Consider the following 25,499-nt stretch of genomic DNA (forward strand, 5'->3'; position numbering starts at 1 on the left):
GATTTTCGCTCATGTCTTCTGTTTAAATCCTATAATCCTTTTTTTTAATCAGGGTAATCCTGGTCCTTTTTTAATTCCTGGTAATCTTGGTCCAATCCTCGTTGTCACGCTGAGCATAAAGTATTGTGATAGGGTAGTAGCCTGCATGGTTTCCCGGTAGGTCCCATTGAAGAAGGTATTGACAGACCGGTTTTGCCGGAAAATATCATAAGCATACAGCTTTACCATCAGGCTTTTATTGGGTAGAAAAGATTTGGAGATCCACCCACTCATGAGGGTATAGTGTTGTTTTGCATCGGTGTTGTTGGTATAATTAATTCCTGTACCGATGTTGATGTCGGCGGGGAGATAGGCGTTCATATCTATGAACAGGTAATATTTAAGATAGTCGTAATAGTTATTTTGCTGGATAGAATATTTATTGCCTGTATACTCAATACGGGCCAGTGTCGTAAATTCCAGGAGTTTTTTGTACATCATGGATGCAGAGAGCATGTTCGAGTAGGAGTATTGGGTGGCAATACTTTTTGTATTGTTGATGAGGGAAATATTATGGGAGATGTCCAGTATGCTTCTGTAATTAAGGGTGATGGCCGGATTCTTTATTCTTTTCCCGAGCGTGAAGCCGGGAGCAATACGATAGGTGCCGTCTACGTTTACCGGCTTGCTTACCTGTTTGCCGGAAGAGTCAGTATACACCGCTGTGGAGATATCGTTGGTGCTATAATCGCCCATCAACATGGCGGAGAAACTAAGTCCTTTAATGTCCAGCGAAGTATAGTTCAGATCAAGCATGTTGTGAAAGGTTGTTCCCAGGTCCGGGTTTCCGAGCTGAATATACAGCGGGTTCTGTATGTTGGCCACCGGCCAGTAGTACCGGGCTTCCGGGGATGCACTTTTACCGGTATAAAAAACGCCTAAAGTTTTGTAATTGTTGATCTTATAGGTAAAGTAGAGAATTCTTTCAAAGTTTATATTGTGATGCCTGAATGCATTATTCGAGGCGTAATTGGTACTGCTGATATTGTAGCTGCTCATTCCTCCAATGAGAGCGACCATCACCTTTCCTTTATTGAAATTCAGCGATGGCCTTACTGCCTGCTGGAAAGTGGTATTTTTAAAATGATAGGTCAGTGAATCACTGGAAATAAGGTATCCCTTCTTTATGTTATCAAAATTGAAGGTATGCTGGTTATTGGTGAGGAGGGTATTTACAAGTTCATACGATAACTGGAAAGAGAGACTATTGTTGATCGGTTCTTTAAGTGAGGTACGAAAGGAAAATTCGCTGGTTTTATTTTTAGGCGTTACAAATTGATTGATGGTATCAGCCATATCACCTGTGGTGGTGTTATTCTGATTGTAATTGTATTGATAACTGTACTGCCACGAGCTTTTCCAGTTAAAACTAATAACCCATGCGGCGCCGGCTTTTTTGAAGTTGTGCATATAATCTGCTTTCAGTTCCATCATTTTCTGCAGTGAGCTATCAAGATTGCGGAGTAAGCCATGGTTAATGGTATCACTTTTGTTTCCTGTTGTCAGATATTGATTGCTGTTATGTTGTACATCTTTTATCCGGCTGATGATGCCTGTCAGTGAAATTTTATTCCTGGGATTTGCCTGTATATCCAGGGAAGTACCCATCATTGTAGCAGTTCTTTTGTCTTCTTTATTGGTGTTACTGAGGTAATAAGTACTGGCGTCCTGGAGAATGTTTTGCCTTTGCCGGGATTCATCACTATTTATCTGAGATGTATTATGACTGAGTATACCTGTTATCTTTGCTTTTTTTGAGAGATCAATATTAAAATTGTTTTCTCCCCTGATCGTTTTATTGATGCCGGGTTGATTATTTCTCAGGTAGCCCGATTCATTATTGGTGCCTGGGTCCTGGAAGCTATTGATGTTATTGGTGAAGATATTTGCCAACAACATTTTGTTCTCCCGGAACAGGTTGATGTTGCCACCGGCACTGTAGCGGTTATCTGTGCCATAGCCAACACCGGCTGATCCTGAGATACCTTTTTTCATCTTTTTTTTAATGACAATATTTACTACTTTATCGGTGTTGCCGGGATCTGCCATGCCGGCCATATCTTTTTTGTCTGATACCTGTATCTTGTCTACCATGTTTGCTTTCAATGCCTCCAATACTCTTTTGGTATCTTTCATTGACTGCATGGCGCGTCTTCCATCTATATATAATTCATTGATAGACCTGCCCTGAAAGTAGAAGTTCCCTTCATCATCCACGGTCAATCCCGGAATTTTTTGCAGGAGGTTTTGAAGGGTGGCGTTGGGATGTGTTTGAAACTGATCCGCATCAAACTCAATGGTATCTTTCCGGACAGCAAAGGTGGGCTTGTCTACTTTAATCTCTACACCAGAGAGTTTAATACTGTTGCGCGCTAATTGAATATATTTATAAACGAGTGGTCCTGTTTTCTCCGTGATTTCGAGCGGAATAATTTCTGCCTTAAAACCCATAAAACTGATGATCAATTTGAAATTTCCTATGGGTGGATGCTCCAGCAGGAAGTTTCCTTTATCATCTGATAGTGTTTGTGCTTTGAGCACCGATTTTTCATTGAACAATAAAACACTTGCGCCGGACAGGAGCTGCCTGTTTTCTTTTTCATAGACGGTGCCCCGGATCTCTCTTTGTGCCCACAGACAGGTGCAATTACAGCAAAGCAATAAAGTCAGAACGACCCGCAGTTTGTTCATAGTATTGTACTGGTAGATAATGATCGGTACAATATTATTCCCAAAATATCGGGCGTTTGTGAATGAATTCTTAACAAACTCAGAAAGATAGAGATTAGATCAGGTTGCTATTGCCTGTATAATGACTACTGGTAAGGATTTCTATCGTTTTGATAATTGCGTTAACTGTTAGTTAATATGATATTGGTAAGAAAAGGTGGGGCTGGCAGGGGCTGTGTCAGCGGTTGGGTGCGCAAATATATACGCTCGTTTTGTGTTAAATTTATAGGATAGAAAGAAAAAATAAACTGACCATGGCTAATAACAAGGAAATCGTAAAAACACTGAAAGGATTGCTCCTGGATGCCAATGCGCACGTGACTTTTGCAGCTGCCGTAAAAGGACTGCCTGTAAAGCTTCAGGGAGTAGTACCGGAAAATATGCCTTATTCTATCTGGCAACTGGTGGAACATATCCGTATAACGCAGTCGGATATACTGGAATTTTCCCGTGATCCCGGTTATCAGTCACCACCCTGGCCGGAAGGCTATTGGCCCAAATCGCCGGCACCGGAAGATAGTCATGCATGGAAGAAGAGCCTGGACCAGATCGATGCGGATCTGGAGGCATTCATAGCCTTGCTGGAGGCACCAGGTGTTGACCTCTTTGCACCATTCCCACATGGAGAGGGGCAGCACTTATTCCGGGAAGCGGTGCTGATAGCAGACCATACGAGCTACCACACCGGCGAAATAATTGCGTTGCGCCGGTTACTGGATGCCTGGAAATAAGGGTGGATCAGATACATTTCCAGAGACAGTCAACAAACCATTTTTTGCTGTCGAAGAAGCGGGCAACCGGCTTAAATCCTGTTTGGGCGGCCAGTTGATCAGTTTCTTCGGGCGTGTATTTTTGTGATATTTCCATGTACAATGCTTCATTTTCCCGGAAGGTTATAGATACATCCGTACCAATATGTACAGCTTGTTGCTCCAGGCTGACCAGGTAACTTTTGCAGGCGCCGGTACCAGGATCATAAGTGGGGAAATGCTCAAATTTTGAGAGGTTGAAATCGGCCTGCAACTCGCGGTTGATTCGTTGCAGCAGGTTGAAATTAAACGCCCTGGTGATGCCTGCGCTATCATTATAAGCATTGAGAATGATCTGCGGATGTTTTTTAAGATCGAAGCCGGTCAGCAGGAGGTCGCCCGGCTGTAAATACTGGCGTAGCTGCTGACAGAAACTGCGGGCGGTGGCCATATTGAAGTTGCCGATATTGGCGCCCATGAATAACAATACCTTCTTCTTTGTGCTGTATCCATTGACCAGTTGCAGCATGTCGAAATATTCTCCGTTCAGTCCCCGCAATTGCAGTTGGGGCAGTTTTACCGGTAAGGTTGTTTCCAGTTGCCGGATGACATTACCAGAGATGTCTATCGGGAAATACGTATAGTCTATACCGTTAGTATGCAGTTGTTGCAGCAGCCGGATCGATTTTGTGGCATCACCGGCACCCAGTTCCACTACATCAAACGTACCGGCATATTTTTCCAGCGCCGCCGCTATGGTGGCAGACTGGTCAGACAGGATCTCCATTTCGCAGCCGGTCAGGTAATACTCGTGGCATTGCATAATTTGCTGGAAGAGCTGATCGCCGGCCGCATCATAAAAATACTTTGGGTCCAGGTACTTCTGTGGAGCGGTAAGACCTTTTACAACATCGTTGTAAAAGTCATCGGAGGCTGTTTTACGTTTGCCCGGCGTAGCAGGCGTTTGAATTACAGTGGTGGTACGCATAAAATATTTTTTTTGATTCCGCGATCTGTTTTATAGTCCAATCATTTTGCCAGTCTGATTCCTGTGAACTGCCATCTCAGGGAAGGATGAAAGAAATTACGGTAAGTGATACGGCTGTGATGGGGAGATGTTACCTCCGAGCCGCCACGCAGCACCATCTGGCTGATCATAAACTTACCATTGTATTCTCCGATAGCGCCGGGCGCTTTGGTGAAGCCGGGGTAGGGCAGGTAGGCGCTTTCCGTCCATTCCCAGCGCAGCCCCCACGATAGTTGTGCCGCCGCCGCTTCCCATTCAAATTCGGTGGGCAGGCGCAATCCTTTCCAGGAAGCATATGCTGCTGCTTCATAGTAGCTGATATGACACAACGGGGCATCAGGAAGCAGTGGCTGCAATCCCTGCCAGGTATAATGCATCCACTGGCCATCTATGTTGTACCAATACATGGGTACTTCTACCTTGTTTGTTTTTACCCAATCCCAACCTTCTGCATGCCAGTACCGGAAATCCTTGTAGCCACCGGCCTGTATAAAATCCAGGTATTCCGAATTGGTGACCAGTGAGGTGCTGAGTGCATAGCCGGAAAGATATACTTTATGTCTCCCTAACTCATTATCAAAACAAAACCCTTCCCCGCCAAATCCTATTTCATAAATCCCTGCTTTCATATGAAGCCAGGAATCGCTATGGACAGGCATTTCCGTTGGTTGCCTGTCTTTATCATAAGCCGGAAATAACGGGTTATGACCCAGGATGTATTTGATATCTGTATATAATAATTCCTGGTGCTGTTCTTCGTGATGGAGTCCCAGGGTAATCAGTTCCTGTAATGCAGGTGCGTGTTCTTGTTCGAGAAATGTGCCCATGGCTTCGTCCACATGTTTGCGGTAGCGCATGATGTCTTCCACCGCAGGGCGGCTCAGGTTACCGCGGTCTGTACGGATTACACGTGCGCCCACAGATTCATAATAACTGTTGAAGACGTAATTATATTGCGGATCGAATTCCGTATATCCTTTAGCGTTAGGAATCAGGATGAATGTTTCAAAGAACCAGGTAGTGTGTCCCAGGTGCCATTTGGGCGGACTTACATCCACTACCGGCTGTACAACATAATCTTCTGTTTTGAGTGGTGCGCAGATAGCTGCTGTCCTTTTCCGTACTGTTTCGTATTCTTTTTTCAATTCCATAAATACTGGTGGTTATTTATGATCTACATAATTTTTTAAAGCGGAGATGCTTTTGATCTGCAGACTGGTTGCCTGTTCTCGTCGCATCATTAAAGCGTAGGTGTTGTTGAAGCCGATGGGCTTCAGCCACTTCACCTGGTATTGTTTTTGAAACCCTTCCTGCACATAGTCGTATACTTTTTTGCTGTCGCTGATAATGCTGTCTATCGTCTGCTGTGGCGCCTGGAGTATTACCAGTAAGCCGGTGCCGGTATATTCCGGGTACATATCTATCTGGTCATTGGTTAAGGCATCGAAAACAATTTTAGTGCCGCCTAATCCTGTTTTTGTTACGGCAGAGAGATCGGTATAACCTTCAATGAGCATTTTGTACATGTTGGCCAGAATATAGCCATCACCGAAAATTTTGGAACCGATACGGATGGTGCCTTTTTTACCATTTGTAGCCGGCTTCCATAATTTTGTTGTCAGCAGAAAATCTTTTGCTACTTTTTCCGGATTTTGTTTCAGATAGTCTACACGGTAATTTAATTCCGTCATAATGCTATCATTAATTGTACCAGAGAGGAGGTTGAGTGCTGTTTCCAGTTCGGGGTATTTTTCCAGTGTCTGCATGCGTACAATGGGTGCTGCATAATAGGGTGGGAAAATATGTTTATCATCTTCCAGTATTACGAGGTCAAACGCTTTGACACGACCGTCTGTACTGCTGCCGCTGATGACGTCCAGTTTTTTTTCATAGGCTGCTTTGTACATGATCATATCGCTGATCACGAGGGTGTGCATATGCAGGCCGTATACCGATTTCAGGCCCAGGTCGCCATCTTTCCTGCCCATAAATTCCGGCGTAAAACCCGCTCTCATTTTGCTGCTGTAAGTGTCAGGCAGGAGATAAAAAGAAGATAAACATAGCAGGATGACAGGCAGTGCATATAGCGCCTTTTTTGACCTGCGGATATTGGTATGTTGCAGGAGCGATAACAGCCAGTCAAAGAGGATGGCCAGCAGTGCGGCGGGGATGGCGCCTGCCAGCATCATGTTGGTATTGTTCAGGGCGATCCCACCAAAGATAAATTCGCCCAGGCCACCTGCTGCGATATAGGCTGCGAGGGTGGCTACACCTACGTTGATTACGGTGGCGGTGCGGATGCCTGCCAGGATGACCGGCATCGCCAGGGGTAATTGTACTTTGTATAATAATTGCTGGCGGCTCAGACCCATGCCTCTGGCCGCTTCCATTATATTGATGTCTACGCCATTGATACCGGTATACGTGTTGCGGATCACCGGCAGCAGTGCATAGAGGAAAAGGGCGACGATGGCTGGTTTGGCGCCGATACCCAGTAGCGGGATCATGAAACCCAGCAAGGCGATACTGGGAATGGTCTGCAATACACCCGCGATGCCCAGGATCAGTCCGGCCAGCTTCTTTTTGTGCGTGATCAGGATGCCCAATGGTACCCCGATGGCTACTGCGAGCAGTACGGAAATAAAAGTAAGACCGGTATGCGTGAGGGTTTGTTCCAGCAATTTGCCGGACTGTTGTTGTATAAAATCGAAAAGGGTTTCTCTTGTATCCATACGGGGCTACTGTTTTTTATATGCTGCAATAGCGTTCATCAAAATGTTCCCGTCCATATATTTTCTTTCGCCGTTATGAATGGCGGCTACGGGGTTGTCTGTCATGGCTTCCAGCGCCTGCCAGCAGGAACTGGTACTGGTAAGTAGCTGTTTGTCAGTATCCTGGTTGTTGCCGGGAAGGTAAGCCCAGATATCTGTGAGTTGCAACGACTTCAGTTCCAGTTGCAACCGTTGCTGATCCAGAAATGTGCGTACAAAATCATTGGCGGGTTTAAACAGTAACGCTGTTGCTGTTCCCAGTTGCTGGATACGGCCATCGTTCATGATGCAGATCCTGTTGCCCAGTTCAAAGGCTTCTTCCACGTCATGTGTAACGATGATGATGGTTTTACTGTTTAGTTCATCCAATGCTTTGAATTCTTTTCGTACGCTGATGCGCGTGAGCGGATCGAGGGCGCCGAAAGGTTCATCCATCAGGAGAATGGGTGGATCTGCTGCCAGTGCGCGCGCCAGTCCGACGCGTTGTTGTTGTCCGCCGCTCAGTTCCTGCGGATAGGCTGCTGCGTACCTGTTGGCCGGCAGGCGTAGTTTTTCCATCAGGGAAAGGGTACGTTCGCGGATGCGGGCTTTATCCCATTGCAGCAGCTGCGGTACGATGCCTATATTTTCCATGACGGTATAATGGGGGAACAGGCCGGTATTCTGCAATACATACCCCATGCTTCTGCGCAGGTTTTCGGTTGATTGCTCCCTGATATTTTTACCGTTGATGTAGATGTTGCCGCTGTCCGGAGTGATCAGCCGGTTGATCATGCGGAGGGTGGTTGTTTTACCACAGCCGCTGGTGCCCAGCAGAACGAGTGTTTCGCCTTGTTGTACTTCAAAAGAGAGGTCGTCTACTGCTTTTTTATCCGGGCTGAAATTTTTAGAAACGTGCGCTAGTTTAATCATAGAAGACCTGATGGAGATGGGGAAAAATATACTCAGATTGACCTTTATTTTTCCAGCATCATGAATAAATTATTGAGTGATTCTGCATATAGCGGATGTGCGAAAACCATATTTCGTATCTGCGTTGCCGTTATACCTCCAAGCATGGCCATTTGCAGGACAGACATGATCTCTCCGCCTTCAGTGCCAATGATGGCAGCACCGAGGATCTGGCCGGTGTGTTCGTGTACAACCGCTTTCATAATGCCTTGTGTTTGCCCGGTTTCGATAGCGCGTGCTACTTTATCCATCGCCAGAGAGGCTATTTTAACCGGGTATCCCTGTTTCCTGGCCTGGCTTTCGGAAAGACCGATGCGTCCCAGCTGCGGGTCTGTAAACATGCAATAAGGCACCTGCCGGTTTTTGACAGACAAGGCGCCTGCTTCAAAGAGATTTTTATATATAATGAGATGATCATTGTAGGAGATATGTGTGAATGCCGGTCCCCCTTTTACATCTCCCAGCGCATAGATGCCAGGGTTGCTGGTTTCCAGCGTATCATTGACTTGTATATATCCTTTCCCATCGGTAGTGACGTTGGTTTTGTCGAGATGCAGCGCCGCGGTTTGCGGGGTACGGCCGGTGGCAACGAGTATATGCGATCCCGTTAGTGTTTTTTTACTGCTGCCATTGGCAATGTTTACCGTGATGCCTTTACTGGTGGTGCTGACCTTTTCCGCACTGGTAGCCGTAAAGATCCTGATCCCTTCATCTTCCAGGAAGTTTCTGATCACGGCTGCCACATCCGGATCTTCTTTTGATACCAGCTGCGGTGAGGGTTCCACTATGGTAACGTTACTGCCTAAACGCTGATAGAGTTGTCCCATTTCCAGGGCTATATAACCACCGCCCAGGATAATGAGTTCGGACGGTATCACCACTTCGTCCAGCAGGGTAGTGGAGGTGAGGTAGGGCACATCGCGCAGCCCGGGAATGTCCGGGATATAGGGTTTGGCGCCGGTATTGATAAAAATATGTTTGGCGGTAAGGGAGCTTTCCCCGCCGCCATGCAAGGCAACGGTGAGTGTTTTGTTTCCGCTGAAAGCGGCGCTGCCATGAATGATGGTGAGGCCCTTTGTTTTTTCGAGCCCGTTTGTTGTGCCGTTCCTGAACTGCAATACGATATCATCTTTGCGTGCCACAATAGCCGGAAGATCTACCGTATATCCTTTGGTGAGAATGCCCCAGGACTTGCTGTTGGCAACAGTATTAGCTACTTTTGCACAGGCTATCATCGCTTTGGTAGGCGTACAACCATCGTTGATACAAGTACCGCCAAGATAGCGTTGCTCAATGATAGCAGTTTTCCATCCTTTTTTTGCGAGTTTTTTAGCCAGCGGCGTACCGCCTTGTCCTGAGCCGATAACAATTGCATCAAATTTTTCCATACCTGATGAGTTTTAAACGCGGAGCCAAAGATTATACCAGGGGAGAGGATAAATTTAAAGAAAAAATTATGAATAACCCATTACGAAATTTGAGAAAGATATTATGTGTAGGAATTAAATCAGAAGGGCTGCAAAGCGGCGTCACCGTATCGTTGGTAGCAAAAAGTGTTCTTTTTCATAATCGTGGCTTTTATCTTACAGAAAAGGAGCTTACCCTTCGTAATTTGTAATTCTTTATCTTTGCGCTTCCGGAAAAAATATTGATTTGGTAAAGATTGACAACATAATACTGCCCGATTTCCCGCTGTTGCTGGCTCCCATGGAAGATGTAAGTGATCCTCCGTTCCGTGCTGTGTGCAAAGATGCGGGGGCGGACCTGATGTATACTGAATTTATATCAAGTGAAGGGCTGATCCGGGATGCGATCAAGTGCCGCAAGAAACTGGATATTTTTGAATACGAACGGCCTGTAGGTATACAGATCTTTGGTGGTGATGAAGATAGTCTGGCCATGGCAGCCCGGATTGTGGATGTAACCAATCCGGATCTACTGGATATTAACTTTGGCTGCCCGGTAAAGAAAGTGGCAGGAAAAGGCGCAGGAGCAGGGGTATTGAAGGATCTTGACCTCATGGTACGCCTCACAGCCGCCTGTGTAAAGGCCACCAAGCTGCCCGTAACGGTGAAAACCAGGCTAGGTTGGGATGATGACACCAAGAATATTGAAGAAGTAGCAGAACGCCTCCAGGACGTGGGCATCAAGGCATTGGCGATACATGGCCGCACCCGATGCCAGATGTATAAAGGCGAGGCCGACTGGACCCTGATCGGCAAAGTAAAGAACAATCCCCGTATACATATTCCCATTTTCGGGAACGGCGATATCAATACGCCGCAGAAAGCACTGGAATATAAGAACCGCTATGGCGTTGATGGTATCATGATCGGTCGTGCTGTAATCGGTTATCCATGGCTATTCCGCGAAATAAAGCATTATGTGCAGACCGGTGAAATACTGGCCGGCCCTACACTGGAAGAACGGATCGCTGTGAGTAAGAAGCACCTGCGTTTTTCTGTAGAATGGAAAGGCCCCGTTGCCGGTATCAATGAAATGCGTGGCTGCTATGCCAACTACCTCAAGGGATTACCTAATATCAAGGAATTCCGCAGCCGCCTCGTAGTGCTGAAAACTGTAGCTGAAGTGGAAGCTGTGCTGGATGAAATTGAAGCGCATTACAAGGGGATAGAAATGGAAAATGCACCGATTGAACTGATTGATTATCATCAAAACTGTCCGTTGTAACCCACTTGCACATAGTACGGATTTTAATTATCTTCCCGTATAATCAGATTTTATAACATTTCTTAATATTATGTGTTATTCTGTTATATCATAAAATCCGCTCAATGATCAAAACAAACCTTCCTGCCTTTGGATTATTTTTGTTGGCGATGATAGCCTGCAATACTCCTTCTTCCAAAGAAAACCCATTGCTCAAAAGCAGCACAGCATTGCCAGACAGCACGGCGTATAGTGATATCCGTTATCGCGACCAGCAACAGATAGAGAAAGTAATACTGGGTTTCTGCGAAAACTTCGATAACGCTACGCTGAACAAGTGCCTGGAATACATGGACGATAGCATCCGGGGAGAAATTGATGGCGTAAAACTAAAAGGTAAACAGCACTGGGAGGCCAAAATAGAACAATTGGTGAGCAGTGTGAAAGGCAGCCATTTTCAACCCAGGCATCTCTTATCCAACATGCAGTTTGCCGCCGCTCCAAATGACACTGTAAAGGTCAGCATGTATGCATCCTGTCTCTGGACAGACCTGTTGTCCGGACAAATCCAGCTCATGTCTGTTGGCTATTACAAAGGGAAAATGGTGCGAAAAGATGGTAAGTGGTATATAGCGGTACTCAATTCTTTACCGGATAGCAGGTTAGTAAAGAATTTTTATAAGGATCAGGATTAATCAGCCGCACAGGTACACGATAATCATAGTAAGCCGGGCTTTATGCCCGGCTTTTTTTATGCCGCTGTATTTTTCCCGATTACATAAATCTTTTTACCAAATGTAAAAACGTCCGGGCCGGCAGTGTATTATTTTTGTTCATCATCATCATTAATACGTACACATGAAAACAAAAATATTATTAAGCCTGTTGCTCGTATGCTGTTGCAGCAGCGTTTTTGCTCATATGCTCTGGATAGAAGCCTCTTCAAAGGGCGTTAAAGGGAAACAACAGGAAGTGAAAGTGTATTACGGTGAATACACCGAACATGCGCCTGAAAAAATTGATGCCTGGTATTCTGATGTGAAATCATTTACCTTATGGCTGATAAGCCCTGATAATAAGAAAACAGCATTAACCTGCACCACAGAGGGCGATCATTTCACCACGAATTTCACGCCATCGGAAGATGGTATTTATACATTGGCTATTTCCCATAATGCAAAGGATCTGGGCGGTACTACCCTGTACCAGTTCAATGCCACTGCGAGGGTAGCGGTGGGGAAATCCGCTGTTGTGGGCACCGGCAATCATGAGCTGACGGCCAATGTAACACCGGGTAAAACGTATAAAGTAAAGCAGCAGGTAGCTATTAAGAGCCTGTTTAAAGACCAGCCTACTGATAAGATACAGGTAGCTGTTTTTTCTCCCAGCGGCTGGAACTGCACGGTGGTAACCGATGCAAACGGGGAAGCTTCTTTTGTGCCTTTATGGCCCGGCACTTATATGTTGGAAGCGACTAAAATGAATAAAGAAGATGGTGCGCTGAATGATATTGCATATAAGGGTGTATGGCGCAATGCGACTATTGCCTTTGAAGTAGAAAAGTAAGTTTTTTTTCTGTTGGTGTTGCGTCAGGGATAGCTGATCCCTGGCGCACTTTTTTTTATGACAGCCAATAACGTATCTATATCTTCCTCATTATTATAAAAGTTCAGCGCAATCGTCAGCATATTATTTTTATAGCGCGCAGCTATATGGTGTTGTTCTATAGCGGTATATTGTTCCGGTGTAACGGCCAGCCGCTGTATAGTGGAGAGGTGACCGGCAGCATAGTCTGATAATACCCGGATATTATTTTCTTTTGCTCTTTTATGAAGATAGTTTATCAGCGTTTGTACGTAAGCGTTAATCTCCGGTATCCCGATCCCGTTTAGGTATTGTAAGGCTTCCCCCAATAACAGGATGTTGAGGAATGGAGGGGTACCTGTTTCAAAAACAGTGGCGTCTTCCTTGGGCGTGAATTGTGTGTAATCCTGCGCTGTGTCAAAGTCCGGTAACGGATAGTTTACGTTGTACCACCCCATTACCTGCGGCGGATATTTGTCCAGTATTTTTTTTGAGACGTACATGCCGCCGCTACCATACCCCGCGGTTACCCATTTGTAGGCATGGAAAATGAGGATATCGATATTATATTCCTGTACATCTATGGGGTATACACCAAAGGATTGGGTAGCATCCACTATATGCACGAGTCCATGTTTCCGGCAGAGGGCTCCTATTGCTTTCAGGTCTTGCCGGAAGCCGGTCCGGAACAACACATGGCTGGTGATCAGCAGCCTGGTGGCAGGTGTAATCTGGTTTTCAATAGCTGTTATACTGATCTCCCCGGCTGCATTACTATCAACAAATTGAATATGATGGCCATGGTGCATCCAGGGAACGAAGCCGGTAGGAAATTCATCCCGCATGGTGAGTACATCATAGTGTTTCGGAAACATGCCCACAAGGAGGCCCATGGCCTGGGAGGTATTGGTGATAAAGGCTATTTCCGTTGCCTTTGCCTGGATCATATCCGCCAATAATGTCCGTGTTTGGGTCACTTGCCGGCCCCATTCCGGCATCACCAGTTTCCCTTTCTCACTCAATGCTGTCAGCAGTTGCTGCGCCTTTTGTACATAGGGTGTACTTACAGGGCCACCGCCATTAGTGGCCAGGTACACGTAGTTTTTACATGCAGGATAATCTGCTCTTATTTTACGCCATTTATCCATCGGTAAATCTTTTATAATCCTTTAACCCTGGTCTATTTAACCATTGCATTCACCACTTTGTTCAGGGTAAGTCCCTGTACAATGATGGAGAAGAGTACTACAAAGTAGCTGGCAGACAGGATAATCTCTTTGTAGGCGGAATCCGGCAAAGACAATGCCAGTGCCACGGAGATGCCACCGCGCAAACCTGCCCATACAAGAATAGTAATGCTTTTATAGTTTGTTTTGAGTGATTGTTTCAGAAGAATGGAAGGCACCGTAATACTTAATCCCCTGGCAACCAGTACAAAGGCAGTAGCAAACAAACCGGTGAGCCAGTAGTCTTTCAGGAACGGCATCACCACAATCTGCAACCCTATCATCACAAAGAGAATGGTATTGAGTAGTTCATCAATCAGGTTCCATATATTATGAAAGTAGCGTTGCATATCTTCCGATTGTTTGGTACCCAGGGAAGTATTGCCCAGGATCAGACCTGCGGTAACTGCCGCCAGCGGAATAGATACATGCAGCATGGCGCCCACCACAGAAATGACCATCACCATAGATAAAGACACCATGACAATGATCTGGAAATCATCTACCCGTTTCATGGTTCTGTAAGCCACCAGGGCAGATACGGCGCCCAACAGGATGCCGCCGAAAACTTCCTGGGAAAACAAGGCCGCTGTATGTGCAAAAGTTACATGCGGATCGGTCTGACCCGCCACTTCCTTCAGGATTACAAAGAGGATGATGCCGGTACCATCGTTCAGCAGCGACTCTCCGCCTATGATTGTTTCCAGTGAAGAAGGGACTTTTGATTTTTTTAACAGCGACAACACCGCCACAGGGTCTGTAGGGGAGATGAGCGCCCCGAACAGCAGGCAGTAAACAAGCGGTAGCTCAATATGTAAAAGTTCTGTTGCCCAATAGAGGAGGAACCCGAAAATAAAGGTAGAGCCAATTACGCCCACTGTACTCAATATCAGCACCGGATATTTTTGTTCCTTGAGTTTATCAAAATCAAAATGCAAGGCGCTGGCAAACAGCAGGAAGCCTAACATAATATCCAGCAATGTGCCGGTGAAATCTATGCTTTGTGTAAGATCTTTAATGAAGGCATAAGCAGCTGGGAATATTTTACCGGTAAATAAGATCAACAGGGATAGTAAGAGCGAAACCACGATCACGCCTATTGTTCCGGGTAATTTAATGAATCGGTTATTGATGTAGGAAATCAATGCGCTGATAGTGACGAGAGCTGTAATGATCGTAAATGTATTCATAGAGCAAAAATTCTAATATTTATCATCTTCCCTGGTCCGGTATTTCGATATTGAAATGCCAGAAATTGACAAATGAAAAATAAAAAAAATGAAAAAAAATATTCCAGAGGCTGATAAAGATATAAAATTCATTTACAAATCAGCTACTGATCAGCATTAGCTGGTTACTTTTTTTTCGAAGGCTTCGCAATCCGGTTAAATTCTAATGCCATTTTAATCCAGTGTTCCAGTTGTTTTTTTGTTTGCAGTACGGTGTCACTGACAAAAAAATAACCGGCCATTGTTCTGCCGCCATGAATCATAGGCGTACATTCCTCTTCTTCCGGCAGCGTATCAGACAGGGAAGGGTCCAGGCGTACCATCATTGTATCAGGGCGCACGCCCACGCACATCTTATCATTTACCATGAAGCATAAACCACCGAACATTTTCTTTTCTTCCACTTTGTGGGTGGATGCAGCCAGCAGTTCGCGTACACGATCTGCGAGTTTTTCGTTGTACGACATATGAATGGGTTTGAGTGATAGTATCGTAAAGATAAGGTGCTTATATTGTATTAAAATGATCTTATGGGTACCGGACTTTTAAAGCATGTTATCCTGTTTATATGGCTGCTCCTGCCGACGTTGCCGGTAGGACAGGGAATCGGTAATGAGCATCACAACGTATTGAAAGCGCCCAGGTTCCGGGTACTGGCGCTGGCACAGGTAGGCGGCCATCATGAGGCCTACTCCAAAGCGGCCCGCGTGTGGCTGGACAAGCTGGCGGCCGACAGTGGTTTTGCAATAGACTATATCACCAATACCGATAAAATAGATTCGGCATATCTCGGAAAACATCAGCTCTTTCTACAACTTGACTATGCGCCCTATGGCTGGAAACCATCAGCAGAAAAGGCTTTCATTCAATACATAACGGAAGGCCGCGGCGGATGGATCGGTTTCCATCATGCCAGCCTATTAGGGGAGTTCGACGGATTTCCTATGTGGTCGTGGTTTTATCAGTTTATGGGCAACATCCGTTTTAAAGATTATATCGCTGATTTTGTTTCGGGTAAAGTGAAAGTGGAAGATAGCACGCATCCGGTTATGAAAGGCGTGCCCGCTACTTTTGTGATTGATAAGGAAGAATGGTATACCTATGACAGGAGTCCACGGCCGGATGTACACGTGTTGGCCAGCGTAGATGAAACCAGTTACCAGCCCGCCACCACAAAGAAAATGGGGGATCATCCTGTTATCTGGACAAACCCCCGTTACCCTGCACGCAATGTTTATGTCTTTATGGGACACAGTCCTGCGCTATTTAACAGTAACGCCTATACGACGTTATTCCGCAATGCAATTTTCTGGGCAGCGCAAAAATAAAAAGGTTTTAATGTGCCACTACGGCACTGCCTTTTTCAGGAGCGGCGAGGGCCGTACCTATTCTTTTTCTGCCAATCAATAAGATGATCAATGCCAGGATCGATGATCCGCACATGGTAAGAGCCATTGGTACCGCGGTATTGCTGTCGTCCGCGCCTACAATGGTCGCGGCCAGTGCGCCTGCACCCATCTGAATAGCACCCATCAGCGCGGAGGCGCTACCGGCGTTTTTCCTGAAGGGAGCGAGTGACAAGGCGGATGTATTCGGATTGATGCAACCAAGGCAGCAAAGGAACGCAAACAGCAACGCAATGGTGCCGGGCAGGTTCAGCCAGTCATTCCAGGCACAGCATAGAAAGACGATGCCCGTAATCACTTGTCCGGTTAATGCCACGGGTACTATCTGCTGGCTTTCAAACCGTTTCAGCAGAAGGCTGTTTACCTGGCTGGAACCAATAAATCCTATTGATAAACCTGCGAAGATCCACCCATATGTTTTATCGCTCAGGTGATGAATGCCCATAAAAACCTGCGGAGAGGCCGATACGTAGGCAAACAGCCCTGAAAAGGCCATGGCGCCCGTTAAGGCATAGGTATAAAACTGCGGCTCCTTTATAACCGACAGGAAATTATTAATGATGGGCCGGGGCTTCAGCGACATGGAAGTATCGGGCGTATAACTTTCCGGCAACCAGAAAATGGTTGTCAGCAAAATCAGCACCCCCATGATAGCGAGGATCAGGAATACAATATGCCAGCTGAAAGCACTGGTAATATAACCTCCAACAGCAGGCGCTATCATAGGTGAGGTACCTACCACGAGCATAAGCAAGGCAAATACTTTGGCATTTTCCTTCACCGGAAACAGATCGCGTACCATGGCTACAGAAGCTACTGCAGCAGCGCAACTGCCTATGGCCTGGATAAACCGGAGAATGATCAGGCTGTTAAGCGAAGATGCATAGATGCAACCCGCCGAAGCCAGGATATATAGTACTAGCCCGATGAGCAGGGGCTTCTTTCTTCCAAAACGGTCCAGCAGCGGGCCATACAGCAGTTGTCCTGCTGAGATGCCAATAAAAAAGCTGGACAGGGAATAGGCCACCCGGGTTGATTCTACATTCAATTCTTTTGCTATGGCCTGAAAACCAGGAAGGTACATGTCAATAGAGAATGGCCCCAGTGCTGTGAGTGTACCCAGGATCAGAATAAGAAAGAAATATCTGGACCTGGTAAGTTCTTTGTTCAATGACGTTTGCTTTATGAAATAAGGTGCAAAAGTAAAGCATCCATTTCTTTTTCTGACACGTGGTGATGTAAAGATAATATGAAGGCTTACTGGTGGCGGGTTTCCATCATCTTAAAATTGTTGGGGGAGGATTCCCGGCGCAGGCTGTTTTCAGCCGGCTTTTTTATATCTTGTACAGATAAACTGATAGCCCACATGCTCAGAAATAAATTATGGTTACTGCTGCTTTGTACTTCCGCAGCCACCGCCCAGGTAAAGGTGCAATATATTGAACCGGCACAAACACAGGAAGGTATTTCTGCTATTCATAGTCCGCATATCGCCTTGCAAGACCCTTCACAACGTGACAGGCACCGGCTGATCCTCATGATACCGGGGACAGGTGGTAGTGCTGCGAGCAGCCGGATGTTCGACAGTTGCTTTGCTACAATGGGCTATCATGTGATCAGCCTGGACTATAAGAATAATGTGATCACCACTGTTTGCTCGAAGAGTGAAGACAGCACCTGTTTTGATCATTTCAGGGAAGAGATCATGTTTGGTACGCCGGTGAGTGATAAAGTAGAAGTGGATACCCTCAACAGTATTGTGAACCGATTTACCCGGCTGCTGGTGTATTTGTCGGCCCATGACCCCGAAGGTAACTGGGGACAGTTTATAAAGCACGGACAGCCCCGTTGGGATCGTATCGTTGCAGCAGGGCATTCCCAGGGTGCCGGTCATGCTGCTTACCTCGGGAAAAGTTTCCGGTTAAGTGGCGTGATGTTGTTCTCCGGTCCGCAGGACTATTTGCAGGCTTACCAGATGCCTGCCGGCTGGCAGGGGGAAAGTAGCCGCACATCGGTAACCAGGTATTATTCCTTCCTGCATATACAGGACCCTTTTAATTATGAGTACCAGGTACAGGATGTAGCATTGCTGAGTAAGGTAGCCACCACGGATACGGTGATGGTACAGCCGCATACGCCTGTTGTTTCAAAAAAACGTATACTCGTTACCGATATAGACAAGCAGGATCGCCACAGCTCCACATTGGGGACGGAGTTCACAGCCGTGTGGCGATATATGATAACCGGTGCTACCGGAAAATAGGTAAGCAATAAAAAAAGAAAGCCAATATCCTGGGGAACTAACGTTGCCGCATATACGTCATCATTGTTAGCCGGGTACTCGCGATGGAATCGGGTAAATCATCCGCGTAAACTAATGCCATTAAATCATCGTCATTTTTAGCCGGGGGTTAAAACCCCGGCTTACCAATATGCGGTCCCTCCGGGACCGATTGCAGCGATTGCTATTGCATCTTTCTCATGTATAATATTTCTTTATCTTCGCGACCGTTCGTTACTATGTTATGCCAAAGAAGAGAAAGAAGAAAAAGAATAATAAGAAGAACCAGCAAAAGAGCCAACAGAACAATAGTTTAGCCATTGTCGTTATACTGATCCTTGTTGCATTTGTTGTTACTACCTGTTCCCGGAAAATTACCGGCAGCAGGGAAAAGGATCCTGTTGAAGAATCATCTCCCCAAAAAAATAATAAGAAACCTGTAGCAAGCCCTTTGTTGCAGGAAGATTTCGGGAAAGGAAATAAAACCAGTTATAATACGGGTAATGTGATACTGTCCAGCGGCTCCTGGGAGCTGAAAGATGCTATGACGGGCGGATTGCAGCAGGATCGTAAAACCGGTAACCAGGCGCTCAGAATCCGTGGTAATGGGATGGCAGGGATGAACTTCGACATTGCTGTAAAGGGCACGGTAACGGTTACACTAAAACATGCCATGTTTGGCGCAGATAAAAAAGGTACCTGGGAGCTGTGGGCTTCTGTGAACAAAGGTCAGCGTTATACCAGGGTTGGGCATGCTGTTACTACTACGGGTACTGTCTTGCAGCATGTTTCGTTTACAGCCAGTACAACTGCTCACATCCGCTTCAGCATCCGTAAAACGGATAAAAGCAGGAGCCGGATCAATTTCGATGCGTTTACGGTAACAGCAGGTGGGAAAGTATTGCCTGTTGTGCCGGATAAACCAGTGGAAGATAAAGTTGCGGCAGGGGATAATGATAACCTGTTACTTGGTAATCCCAGCAATGCTACTGCTTCTGTATTGATGGTAAATAATTACCTGATGGATAAAGGCTACTACAAATTATCTTACAGCCGTGATAAGGGTGGTCCTAACTGGGTGAGCTGGCATGTATCGCGCAGTGATCTGGGGAGTATGTCCAGGGGCCGGAATTTCAGGCCGGATGAAGATCTACCGGGCGACTGGTACCAGGTGTTACAGACTGGCTACCTGGGGAGCGGTTTTGACCGTGGTCATAATTGTCCTTCCGGCGACCGTACTGCCAGCAGGGCCGCCAATGCCGCTACCTTTCTCATGACCAATATGATTCCGCAGGCGCCCAATCATAATCAGCATTTGTGGTCGAACCTGGAGAATTACACCCGCTCGCTGGTGAGAGCCGGCAATGAAGTATATGTGATCATGGGTAGCTATGGCAGCGGCGGCGTGGGTAGTAATGGACCTGCGAAGAGGATTGCAGACAAGCAGGTGAATGTACCGGATCGTATCTGGAAAGTGATCGTGGTGTTGCGGGAAGGAAACAACGATTTACAACGCATCTCAAAAAATACCCGCATTATTGCGGTGAATACGCCCAATAAAAATGATGTGAATACCAACTGGACCGCTTACCTTACTTCCATTGAAGAGATCGAGAAAGCAACCAGCTACCGCTTACTGAGCAATGTTCCTGAACAGGTGCGGCAGGAACTGGTGAAAAAAGTGGATGTGGGAGAGTAGACATAGAACGAAAATTTATTATGTCATTGTAATAATTAAATTATAAATTGCATAAAATTGTCATATTTTTGATTTAAGGAAGTGTTAAAAAAAGTGCATATCCGATAAAAAATGAAGCGATTCAATTCACAGTATCACCCGTGTAAAACCTTAATGACATAACTTTATTGAAATTTTCTACTACTTATATCAGGAGTACGTGTAACATATGAAGACCTTAATTCGTTAGCATACAGGAATAAAGCTAACAAAGTGTGTAACTGACCAATTTACAAGTTTATGAACCTACAGATCTCCCTGATTATATCATGATGTAATAAGTCTGCGTGTATGCGAATAGACAGGGAAAACCGGTGAAATAAACAGTTAAGGAGGGCGTTATACAATGAAGTACCATGCGTTCGTGTGCTGCAAGCACATCAGTATTTATTAATAATAGATTCAGAATAATATGGGTGATAGCATGTCAGTGGCCTTACTAGTAACAACATACAACTGGCCTGAAGCTTTGAAACTGGTTCTGGAGAGTGTTTTAAGACAGAACATTTTACCGGATGAGATCATTATCGCAGATGATGGTTCAGGCGAAGCTACCAGATCAATTGTAGAAGCATTCAGCAGAAGTACAACCATACCGGTAAAACATTTCTGGCATCCTGATGAAGGGTTCAGAAAAACCATCATTATCAATCAGGCAATAACGGGCACCGCATCTGATTACATCATACAGATCGACGGAGATATTGTGTTGCATGAGCATTTCATCAGAGATCATATCAGCGAAGCAGAGAGAGGATATTACATCCGTGGCAGCCGGGTATTATTGCCGGAAGATAAAACACTTCATTATTTAGACTCCGGCGAATTTGAAAACGCGACTATTTTCGGAAAAGGGGTCAAGAACCGTTTTAATGCCTTACGCATTCCATTCCTTGCGCCAATACTGATTAAAAAGAGCAAACGTTCCAGGAACCTCATCGGTTGTAACTGCGCCTTCTGGAAAGAAGATTTTCTGAAGGTAAATGGTTATAATAACGAACTGAAGGGCTGGGGACATGAAGATATTGAACTGGCCGCCCGCTTTATTAATTCCGGTCTGAGTCAGAAGAAGGTGAAGATGAAAGCTGTTTGTTACCATCTGTATCATCCTTTCAACGACCGCGTACGGGAGAACATCAATTACAGGGTTTATCTCGACACCTTAAATCAGGGCATTGCCTACTGTACTAACGGCTATTATCACTAATAACACGATTCATACAGCTTGTTCCCAACCGGCTGAAAAGAAAAGTGCCCCCATTCCGATGAAATGAAGGCATTTTCCTGGTACCTACCATCTCTGGCAGGTATATAATTGATCTTAACTTATTGCTACAGGGAACTGAAGGTTTGCATATCTATCAGTTTTTTATACAGTCCGCCATGGCTCAGTAATTCCTGGTGCGTACCCTGTTCTACTATTTGTCCGTTGTCCAGTACAATGATCATGTCTGCATTCTGAATAGTACTCAAACGGTGTGCAATCACGAGCGAGGTACGGTTTTTCATCAGGTTATTGAGGGCATCCTGCACCATTTTTTCTGATTCGGTATCCAGGGCAGAAGTGGCTTCATCCAGCAACATAATAGGTGGATTATTCAGCACAGCCCGCGCAATACAGATCCGTTGTCTTTGTCCGCCGGAGAGTTTGGAACCTTTATCTCCGATATTGGTTTCATAACCGTTTTCTGTATTGATAATAAAGTCGTGTGCGTTGGCAATCCTGGCGGCCGCTTCCACATCTTCCTTGCTGGTACCGGGTTTGCCAAAGGCTATATTATTAAAAATAGTGTCATTGAAAAGAATGGACTCCTGGTTGACGATGCCCATCAGCGAACGGAGTGATTCCATGGTATACGACTGTATATTTTTTCCGTCGATGATCAGACTACCGGATTGCGGTTGTATGAATCGGGGGATGAGGTCCATCAGGGTGGATTTGCCGCCTCCTGAAGGTCCTACCAGTGCTACTGACTTTCCTTTTGGAATCGTGAGACTGATATTACGGAGGATATTTTTTTCACCGTAAGCGAAAGACACATTTTCAAATTGCAAAGAAGTCTGGAAGTCTTTGATATCCGTGGCGCCGGGTGCATTTGTAATGGCAGGTTTTTCATCTATCAGCTGCAATACCCGCTCGCCGGCTGCAATACCTGAATGGATATTACTGAACGAGGTAGAAATGGCCTTTGCAGGACGCATCACTTGCGAGAAAAGTGCGATGTAGGCAATGAAACTGGCAGCATCGAGGCCACCCTGGTTGGACAATACAAGCGAACCGCCATATAGCACAATACAAGCCACCATCATTACGCCCAGCGTTTCAGATACGGGGGATGCCAGCTGTTGTCTTTTTGCCATGGAGTTGATGATCTTCGAATAACGAACGTTTTCCCCGTTAAATCTGTCGGTAATAAAATTAACCGCATTAAATGCCTTGATGATACGGATGCCGTGCAGGGCCTCGTCCAGGTAGCTGATCATCACACCATATGACTGATGCGATGCGGCGGCCTGGTGTTTTAATTTTTTTACAATCCTCGCGATAATCAGACCAGCCAGTGGAATCACCAACATAGAGGCCAGCGTGAGCTTGTAAGAGATGATAAACAATAACACCAGGTAAGCAATGAGCGTTACCGGTTCTTTGAAGATGACCTGCAGGGTACCGGTAACAGAAAACTGTACTACCTGTACATCAGAAGCTATTTTTGAGATAATATCCCCTTTTCTTTCATTACTGAAGTAGCCGAGGTGAAGATTCATTACATTATTGAATACGGATTTACGCAGGTTGAGCAGGGTGTGGATACGCAGACTTTCCATTGTGCGGTCCGACAGGTACCTGAAAAAATTGCCCAGCAATACGGAGATCGCAATACAGATACATACAAATAACAGGCTTTGGAAGGCGCCGTAAGTGTTGCTGGCCATCTTTGCATAATAATTAAACAGCGCAAAAATGTCGAGCCAGTTATCCGGTTTTACCAATGCCTCATGTTTGGCGGTTCCTCCGAAGATGGTTGTCAGCATAGGTGCCAGCAGGGCCAGGTTCAGTGTGTTGAACACAACTGATAGTAAAGTAAAAAGGACATAGGGGATGGCAAATTTATTAATTGGTTTAGCAAAAGATAAAAGTCGGAAGTATGTCTTCATGTTTATATATAATAGCGATCGAAATTACAATGAATCCTAACCATAAAAAAACCGCATCAAAGCAGATGCGGCTTCCTTACAGGCCCCAAAATTATGCCTTTTGTGCTAATTGTCAAAAGAATGGCGGCGCTTAATTCACGAAACCGGGCGTACGTTTCCTGTTCCCGGAGGCGGGTGTTTACCGGAAAAAATATTGCTTTTACCGGAAACCCCGTTGCTGTTGCCGAAACTTGCTACCTGCGGGCAATGGCAATAGATAGTTTTGTGTAAAATTACCAGACTATGAATAAAGCATCAGCCATTACGGCCATAGCGCAGGCTACGGCGCATATTAACCAATCCTTTGAAACACTGGACTTCAAAGGGGCTGCCAATTATTTAACGGAAGATTGTGATTATATCACTTTTAACGGACATCACCTGCAAGGGCGTGCAGCCTATATTGAATTGCATGAAACGCTCATGAACAACTTTATGTTCCGTGGTGCCAGGCTGGAAGGAGTAGTGAAAGAGATCCGTTTTTTGAATGATACCACCGCCGTGGTGATTGCCACGGGCGCCATCCGTTTCCGCTGGCAGAAAGAGGCGCCACAAAGCCGGCAATCGATCAATACTTCCGTGTGGGTGTATGATGAAACAGGACAGTGGCTGCTTTCAGCTTTCCATAATTGCCGCGTAAAGGAATTTAGTCGCTTTTCGCGCTGGCTGTTGACACTGGGCCGCCGGTAAAATCTGCGTCCATAAAATGTTTGTTGTGGTATCCGCTTCATTTATGAGCAGGAGTATCGTTCAAGGATGTACATTGTAGTTGCCGGTTGCTTTTACTTATCTGAAGTAGCGCCACAGCACATATACCAGCACCGGGTAAAGAATCCATTTTACAATCCGGTAGGTGCTGGTTTTATAAAAATGATTCTTTTTAAAACTGCCGTTATAATTAAAACGTTGGCCCATACCTGTGAGTCGGAAACGGGAGAGGTTGCCCCACAGTAGCCCGGATTCATACACCAGCCGCAGTTGGATCAGGTAAGTGAATATTTTTATTCCGCGTTTCGACTTTCTTTTCAGCGCCTGGATTGTGATGGCAATGGCCTCAATAACCAGGATGCCCGCCATCAGTAACAGCATGGGCAGCAACCAGTGGATATTAATAATTGTCAGCACGATGGTGGCTATTGCCAGCAGCAGCAACAGTTCGGGGGTATTCAACAAATCATGGTAAGCATGTTGGGGATTGAGCTGCCCTAACCAGCTGTTGCCGATACCATAACGGAAGGGCCGTTTGAAATTAGGACGTTCGTTATCCCACCAGGGGTGTTCTGCCACCGCTTCCGGTAGTGATTTATAATCGCGGTAGCCATTGCGCGCCCTTACTTTGATAAAGAAGTCCACATCTTCCCCGCCGCCAAATTTCGGATAGCGGAGCGAGAAACGTATATCGCCCAAGGCGGCGCGGCGGATCATAATATTAGCAGTAGCACCCCAGGCGAAAGTGGGATATTTGGCCGCAGTGGCAAAAACATCCATGGCGCCATTGATGGTGATAGCGTGACTGAAAGATTGTTTAGGTGCCGGCAGATTAATCAGCCCGATGAAGCCCGTTTCATCCGGATATTGGCGGGCCGCCGCTGCGTAAGTTTCCAGCAGGTCTTCCCTGCATTCAATATCATCATCCAGGAACAGGATCCAGTCGCCCTTGCCCATTTCAAGCCCCTTATTCCGGGTGAGGGCGGCGCCGAGGTTCTGCGGGTTTATTTCCAGGAATACCTGTTCATTATCTACCAGTGATCTGATAGCAGGAGAAGGAACCACAGCCGGGTTGTCTGCCACCAGGTAAAACCTGATCGTTGCATCTGCCGGCTTTTTGAGCCGGAGTATTGGTAAAATATATTTTTCTTCCAGGCGGAAGGATGGAATGACAACATCAATACTTACATGCATG

22 protein-coding genes are annotated in these 25,499 nt (G+C 45.8%); 10 read left to right on the forward strand and 12 right to left on the reverse strand.

The features are described from left to right. Nucleotides 1–48 precede the first annotated feature (48 nt). Nucleotides 49–2,730 carry an outer membrane beta-barrel protein gene (locus tag ABQ275_RS06745; RefSeq protein ID WP_349317512.1) on the reverse strand — a complete coding sequence of 894 codons (2,682 nt, stop codon included), beginning with the start codon at nt 2,728–2,730 and terminating at the stop codon, nt 49–51. Between the two features lie 293 nt (nt 2,731–3,023). On the opposite strand from ABQ275_RS06745, the gene ABQ275_RS06750 reads away from it, so the two are divergent. After that, nucleotides 3,024–3,500 carry a DinB family protein gene (locus ABQ275_RS06750; RefSeq protein ID WP_349317513.1) on the forward strand — a complete coding sequence of 159 codons (477 nt, stop codon included), beginning with the start codon at nt 3,024–3,026 and terminating at the stop codon, nt 3,498–3,500. A gap of 7 nt (nt 3,501–3,507) precedes the next feature. On the opposite strand, the gene egtD is transcribed toward ABQ275_RS06750, so the two are convergent. From egtD to ABQ275_RS06775, 5 genes are read right to left on the reverse strand one after another with little or no spacing between them, the layout of a single operon-like run. Then, nucleotides 3,508–4,506 carry an L-histidine N(alpha)-methyltransferase gene (gene egtD / locus ABQ275_RS06755; RefSeq protein WP_349317514.1) on the reverse strand — a complete coding sequence of 333 codons (999 nt, stop codon included), beginning with the start codon at nt 4,504–4,506 and terminating at the stop codon, nt 3,508–3,510. 41 nt (nt 4,507–4,547) lie between these two features. Next, nucleotides 4,548–5,696, reverse strand: a complete 1,149-nt coding sequence (gene egtB / locus ABQ275_RS06760) for an ergothioneine biosynthesis protein EgtB (protein ID WP_349317515.1) — start codon at nt 5,694–5,696, stop codon at nt 4,548–4,550. Between the two features lie 12 nt (nt 5,697–5,708). After that, a complete protein-coding gene (locus tag ABQ275_RS06765; protein ID WP_349317516.1) occupies nt 5,709–7,277 on the reverse strand; it encodes an ABC transporter permease/substrate-binding protein in 1,569 nt (522 codons plus the stop codon). A gap of 6 nt (nt 7,278–7,283) precedes the next feature. Beyond that, entirely contained in the window at nt 7,284–8,228 is a 945-nt protein-coding gene (locus ABQ275_RS06770) for an ATP-binding cassette domain-containing protein (protein ID WP_349317517.1), read from the reverse strand. A gap of 44 nt (nt 8,229–8,272) precedes the next feature. Beyond that, nucleotides 8,273–9,655, reverse strand: coding sequence for a mercuric reductase (locus ABQ275_RS06775; RefSeq protein WP_349317518.1), 1,383 nt, complete (start codon nt 9,653–9,655; stop codon nt 8,273–8,275). A 5-nt stretch (nt 9,656–9,660) separates the two neighbouring features. On the opposite strand from ABQ275_RS06775, the gene ABQ275_RS06780 reads away from it, so the two are divergent. The 4 genes from ABQ275_RS06780 (at nt 9,661) to ABQ275_RS06795 (ending at nt 12,503) form a co-directional block, all read left to right on the forward strand. Continuing rightward, entirely contained in the window at nt 9,661–9,885 is a 225-nt protein-coding gene (locus tag ABQ275_RS06780) for a hypothetical protein (RefSeq protein WP_349317519.1), read from the forward strand. Nucleotides 9,886–9,920: 35 nt separating this feature from the next. Then, nucleotides 9,921–10,958, forward strand: a complete 1,038-nt coding sequence (gene dusB / locus ABQ275_RS06785; protein WP_349317520.1) for a tRNA dihydrouridine synthase DusB — start codon at nt 9,921–9,923, stop codon at nt 10,956–10,958. Between the two features lie 104 nt (nt 10,959–11,062). Continuing rightward, nucleotides 11,063–11,632 carry a nuclear transport factor 2 family protein gene (locus tag ABQ275_RS06790; RefSeq protein ID WP_349317521.1) on the forward strand — a complete coding sequence of 190 codons (570 nt, stop codon included), beginning with the start codon at nt 11,063–11,065 and terminating at the stop codon, nt 11,630–11,632. Nucleotides 11,633–11,795: 163 nt separating this feature from the next. Further along, complete coding sequence (locus tag ABQ275_RS06795; protein ID WP_349317522.1) at nt 11,796–12,503, forward strand: DUF4198 domain-containing protein; 708 nt, start codon at nt 11,796–11,798, stop codon at nt 12,501–12,503. Nucleotides 12,504–12,526: 23 nt separating this feature from the next. On the opposite strand, the gene ABQ275_RS06800 is transcribed toward ABQ275_RS06795, so the two are convergent. The 3 genes from ABQ275_RS06800 to ABQ275_RS06810 all read right to left on the reverse strand — a co-directional run bounded on the left by ABQ275_RS06800 (nt 12,527) and on the right by ABQ275_RS06810 (nt 15,443). Continuing rightward, the gene (locus ABQ275_RS06800; RefSeq protein WP_349317523.1) at nt 12,527–13,669 is read right to left on the reverse strand and encodes an aminotransferase class V-fold PLP-dependent enzyme; all 1,143 of its coding nucleotides are present in this window, start codon (nt 13,667–13,669) and stop codon (nt 12,527–12,529) included. A 32-nt stretch (nt 13,670–13,701) separates the two neighbouring features. Next, nucleotides 13,702–14,937, reverse strand: coding sequence for a sodium:proton antiporter (locus ABQ275_RS06805; RefSeq protein WP_349317524.1), 1,236 nt, complete (start codon nt 14,935–14,937; stop codon nt 13,702–13,704). 164 nt (nt 14,938–15,101) lie between these two features. After that, nucleotides 15,102–15,443 (reverse strand): TfoX/Sxy family protein, encoded by a 342-nt coding sequence (locus ABQ275_RS06810; protein WP_349317525.1) that lies wholly within the window; start codon nt 15,441–15,443, stop codon nt 15,102–15,104. A 63-nt stretch (nt 15,444–15,506) separates the two neighbouring features. Between ABQ275_RS06810 and ABQ275_RS06815 the strand changes: the two genes are divergently transcribed. Next, nucleotides 15,507–16,304, forward strand: a complete 798-nt coding sequence (locus ABQ275_RS06815; protein ID WP_349317526.1) for a ThuA domain-containing protein — start codon at nt 15,507–15,509, stop codon at nt 16,302–16,304. Nucleotides 16,305–16,311: 7 nt separating this feature from the next. Here ABQ275_RS06815 and ABQ275_RS06820 read toward each other — a convergent pair whose 3' ends face one another. Beyond that, nucleotides 16,312–17,553, reverse strand: coding sequence for a multidrug effflux MFS transporter (locus ABQ275_RS06820; protein WP_349317527.1), 1,242 nt, complete (start codon nt 17,551–17,553; stop codon nt 16,312–16,314). 195 nt (nt 17,554–17,748) lie between these two features. Here ABQ275_RS06820 and ABQ275_RS06825 point away from each other — a divergent pair, with 195 nt between their 5' ends. The 3 genes from ABQ275_RS06825 (at nt 17,749) to ABQ275_RS06835 (ending at nt 21,608) form a co-directional block, all read left to right on the forward strand. Further along, a complete protein-coding gene (locus ABQ275_RS06825; RefSeq protein ID WP_349317528.1) occupies nt 17,749–18,645 on the forward strand; it encodes a BPSS1187 family protein in 897 nt (298 codons plus the stop codon). 262 nt (nt 18,646–18,907) lie between these two features. After that, on the forward strand, nt 18,908–20,362 hold the full coding sequence (locus ABQ275_RS06830; protein ID WP_349317529.1) for a DNA/RNA non-specific endonuclease: 1,455 nt from the start codon (nt 18,908–18,910) through the stop codon (nt 20,360–20,362). Between the two features lie 508 nt (nt 20,363–20,870). After that, entirely contained in the window at nt 20,871–21,608 is a 738-nt protein-coding gene (locus ABQ275_RS06835) for a glycosyltransferase family 2 protein (RefSeq protein ID WP_349317530.1), read from the forward strand. A 125-nt stretch (nt 21,609–21,733) separates the two neighbouring features. Here ABQ275_RS06835 and ABQ275_RS06840 read toward each other — a convergent pair whose 3' ends face one another. After that, nucleotides 21,734–23,557 carry an ABC transporter ATP-binding protein gene (locus ABQ275_RS06840; RefSeq protein WP_349317531.1) on the reverse strand — a complete coding sequence of 608 codons (1,824 nt, stop codon included), beginning with the start codon at nt 23,555–23,557 and terminating at the stop codon, nt 21,734–21,736. Nucleotides 23,558–23,839: 282 nt separating this feature from the next. Here ABQ275_RS06840 and ABQ275_RS06845 point away from each other — a divergent pair, with 282 nt between their 5' ends. Then, complete coding sequence (locus ABQ275_RS06845; RefSeq protein WP_349317532.1) at nt 23,840–24,286, forward strand: SgcJ/EcaC family oxidoreductase; 447 nt, start codon at nt 23,840–23,842, stop codon at nt 24,284–24,286. A 96-nt stretch (nt 24,287–24,382) separates the two neighbouring features. On the opposite strand, the gene ABQ275_RS06850 is transcribed toward ABQ275_RS06845, so the two are convergent. Beyond that, nucleotides 24,383–25,498, reverse strand: a complete 1,116-nt coding sequence (locus tag ABQ275_RS06850) for a glycosyltransferase family A protein (protein WP_349317533.1) — start codon at nt 25,496–25,498, stop codon at nt 24,383–24,385. Nucleotide 25,499 lies beyond the last annotated feature (1 nt).

This window comes from Chitinophaga sp. MM2321 (assembly GCF_964033635.1).
Lineage (GTDB): Bacteria > Bacteroidota > Bacteroidia > Chitinophagales > Chitinophagaceae > Chitinophaga.

Bases quoted from the DNA above. Each gene is read 5' to 3' on its own strand.
- egtD (WP_349317514.1), bottom strand. From the start codon at position 4,506: ATGCGTACCACCACTGTAATTCAAACGCCTGCTACGCCGGGCAAACGT.
- ABQ275_RS06775 (WP_349317518.1), bottom strand. From the start codon at position 9,655: ATGGAAAAATTTGATGCAATTGTTATCGGCTCAGGACAAGGCGGTACG.
- ABQ275_RS06810 (WP_349317525.1), bottom strand. From the start codon at position 15,443: ATGTCGTACAACGAAAAACTCGCAGATCGTGTACGCGAACTGCTGGCT.
- ABQ275_RS06815 (WP_349317526.1), top strand. From the start codon at position 15,507: ATGGGTACCGGACTTTTAAAGCATGTTATCCTGTTTATATGGCTGCTC.
- ABQ275_RS06845 (WP_349317532.1), top strand. From the start codon at position 23,840: ATGAATAAAGCATCAGCCATTACGGCCATAGCGCAGGCTACGGCGCAT.
- ABQ275_RS06825 (WP_349317528.1), top strand. From the start codon at position 17,749: ATGCTCAGAAATAAATTATGGTTACTGCTGCTTTGTACTTCCGCAGCC.
- ABQ275_RS06765 (WP_349317516.1), bottom strand. From the start codon at position 7,277: ATGGATACAAGAGAAACCCTTTTCGATTTTATACAACAACAGTCCGGC.
- ABQ275_RS06745 (WP_349317512.1), bottom strand. From the start codon at position 2,730: ATGAACAAACTGCGGGTCGTTCTGACTTTATTGCTTTGCTGTAATTGC.
- egtB (WP_349317515.1), bottom strand. From the start codon at position 5,696: ATGGAATTGAAAAAAGAATACGAAACAGTACGGAAAAGGACAGCAGCT.
- ABQ275_RS06850 (WP_349317533.1), bottom strand. From the start codon at position 25,498: ATGCATGTAAGTATTGATGTTGTCATTCCATCCTTCCGCCTGGAAGAA.
- ABQ275_RS06830 (WP_349317529.1), top strand. From the start codon at position 18,908: ATGCCAAAGAAGAGAAAGAAGAAAAAGAATAATAAGAAGAACCAGCAA.
- ABQ275_RS06800 (WP_349317523.1), bottom strand. From the start codon at position 13,669: ATGGATAAATGGCGTAAAATAAGAGCAGATTATCCTGCATGTAAAAAC.
- ABQ275_RS06770 (WP_349317517.1), bottom strand. From the start codon at position 8,228: ATGATTAAACTAGCGCACGTTTCTAAAAATTTCAGCCCGGATAAAAAA.
- ABQ275_RS06795 (WP_349317522.1), top strand. From the start codon at position 11,796: ATGAAAACAAAAATATTATTAAGCCTGTTGCTCGTATGCTGTTGCAGC.
- ABQ275_RS06840 (WP_349317531.1), bottom strand. From the start codon at position 23,557: ATGAAGACATACTTCCGACTTTTATCTTTTGCTAAACCAATTAATAAA.
- ABQ275_RS06750 (WP_349317513.1), top strand. From the start codon at position 3,024: ATGGCTAATAACAAGGAAATCGTAAAAACACTGAAAGGATTGCTCCTG.
- ABQ275_RS06805 (WP_349317524.1), bottom strand. From the start codon at position 14,937: ATGAATACATTTACGATCATTACAGCTCTCGTCACTATCAGCGCATTG.
- ABQ275_RS06790 (WP_349317521.1), top strand. From the start codon at position 11,063: ATGATCAAAACAAACCTTCCTGCCTTTGGATTATTTTTGTTGGCGATG.
- ABQ275_RS06780 (WP_349317519.1), top strand. From the start codon at position 9,661: ATGAGTTTTAAACGCGGAGCCAAAGATTATACCAGGGGAGAGGATAAA.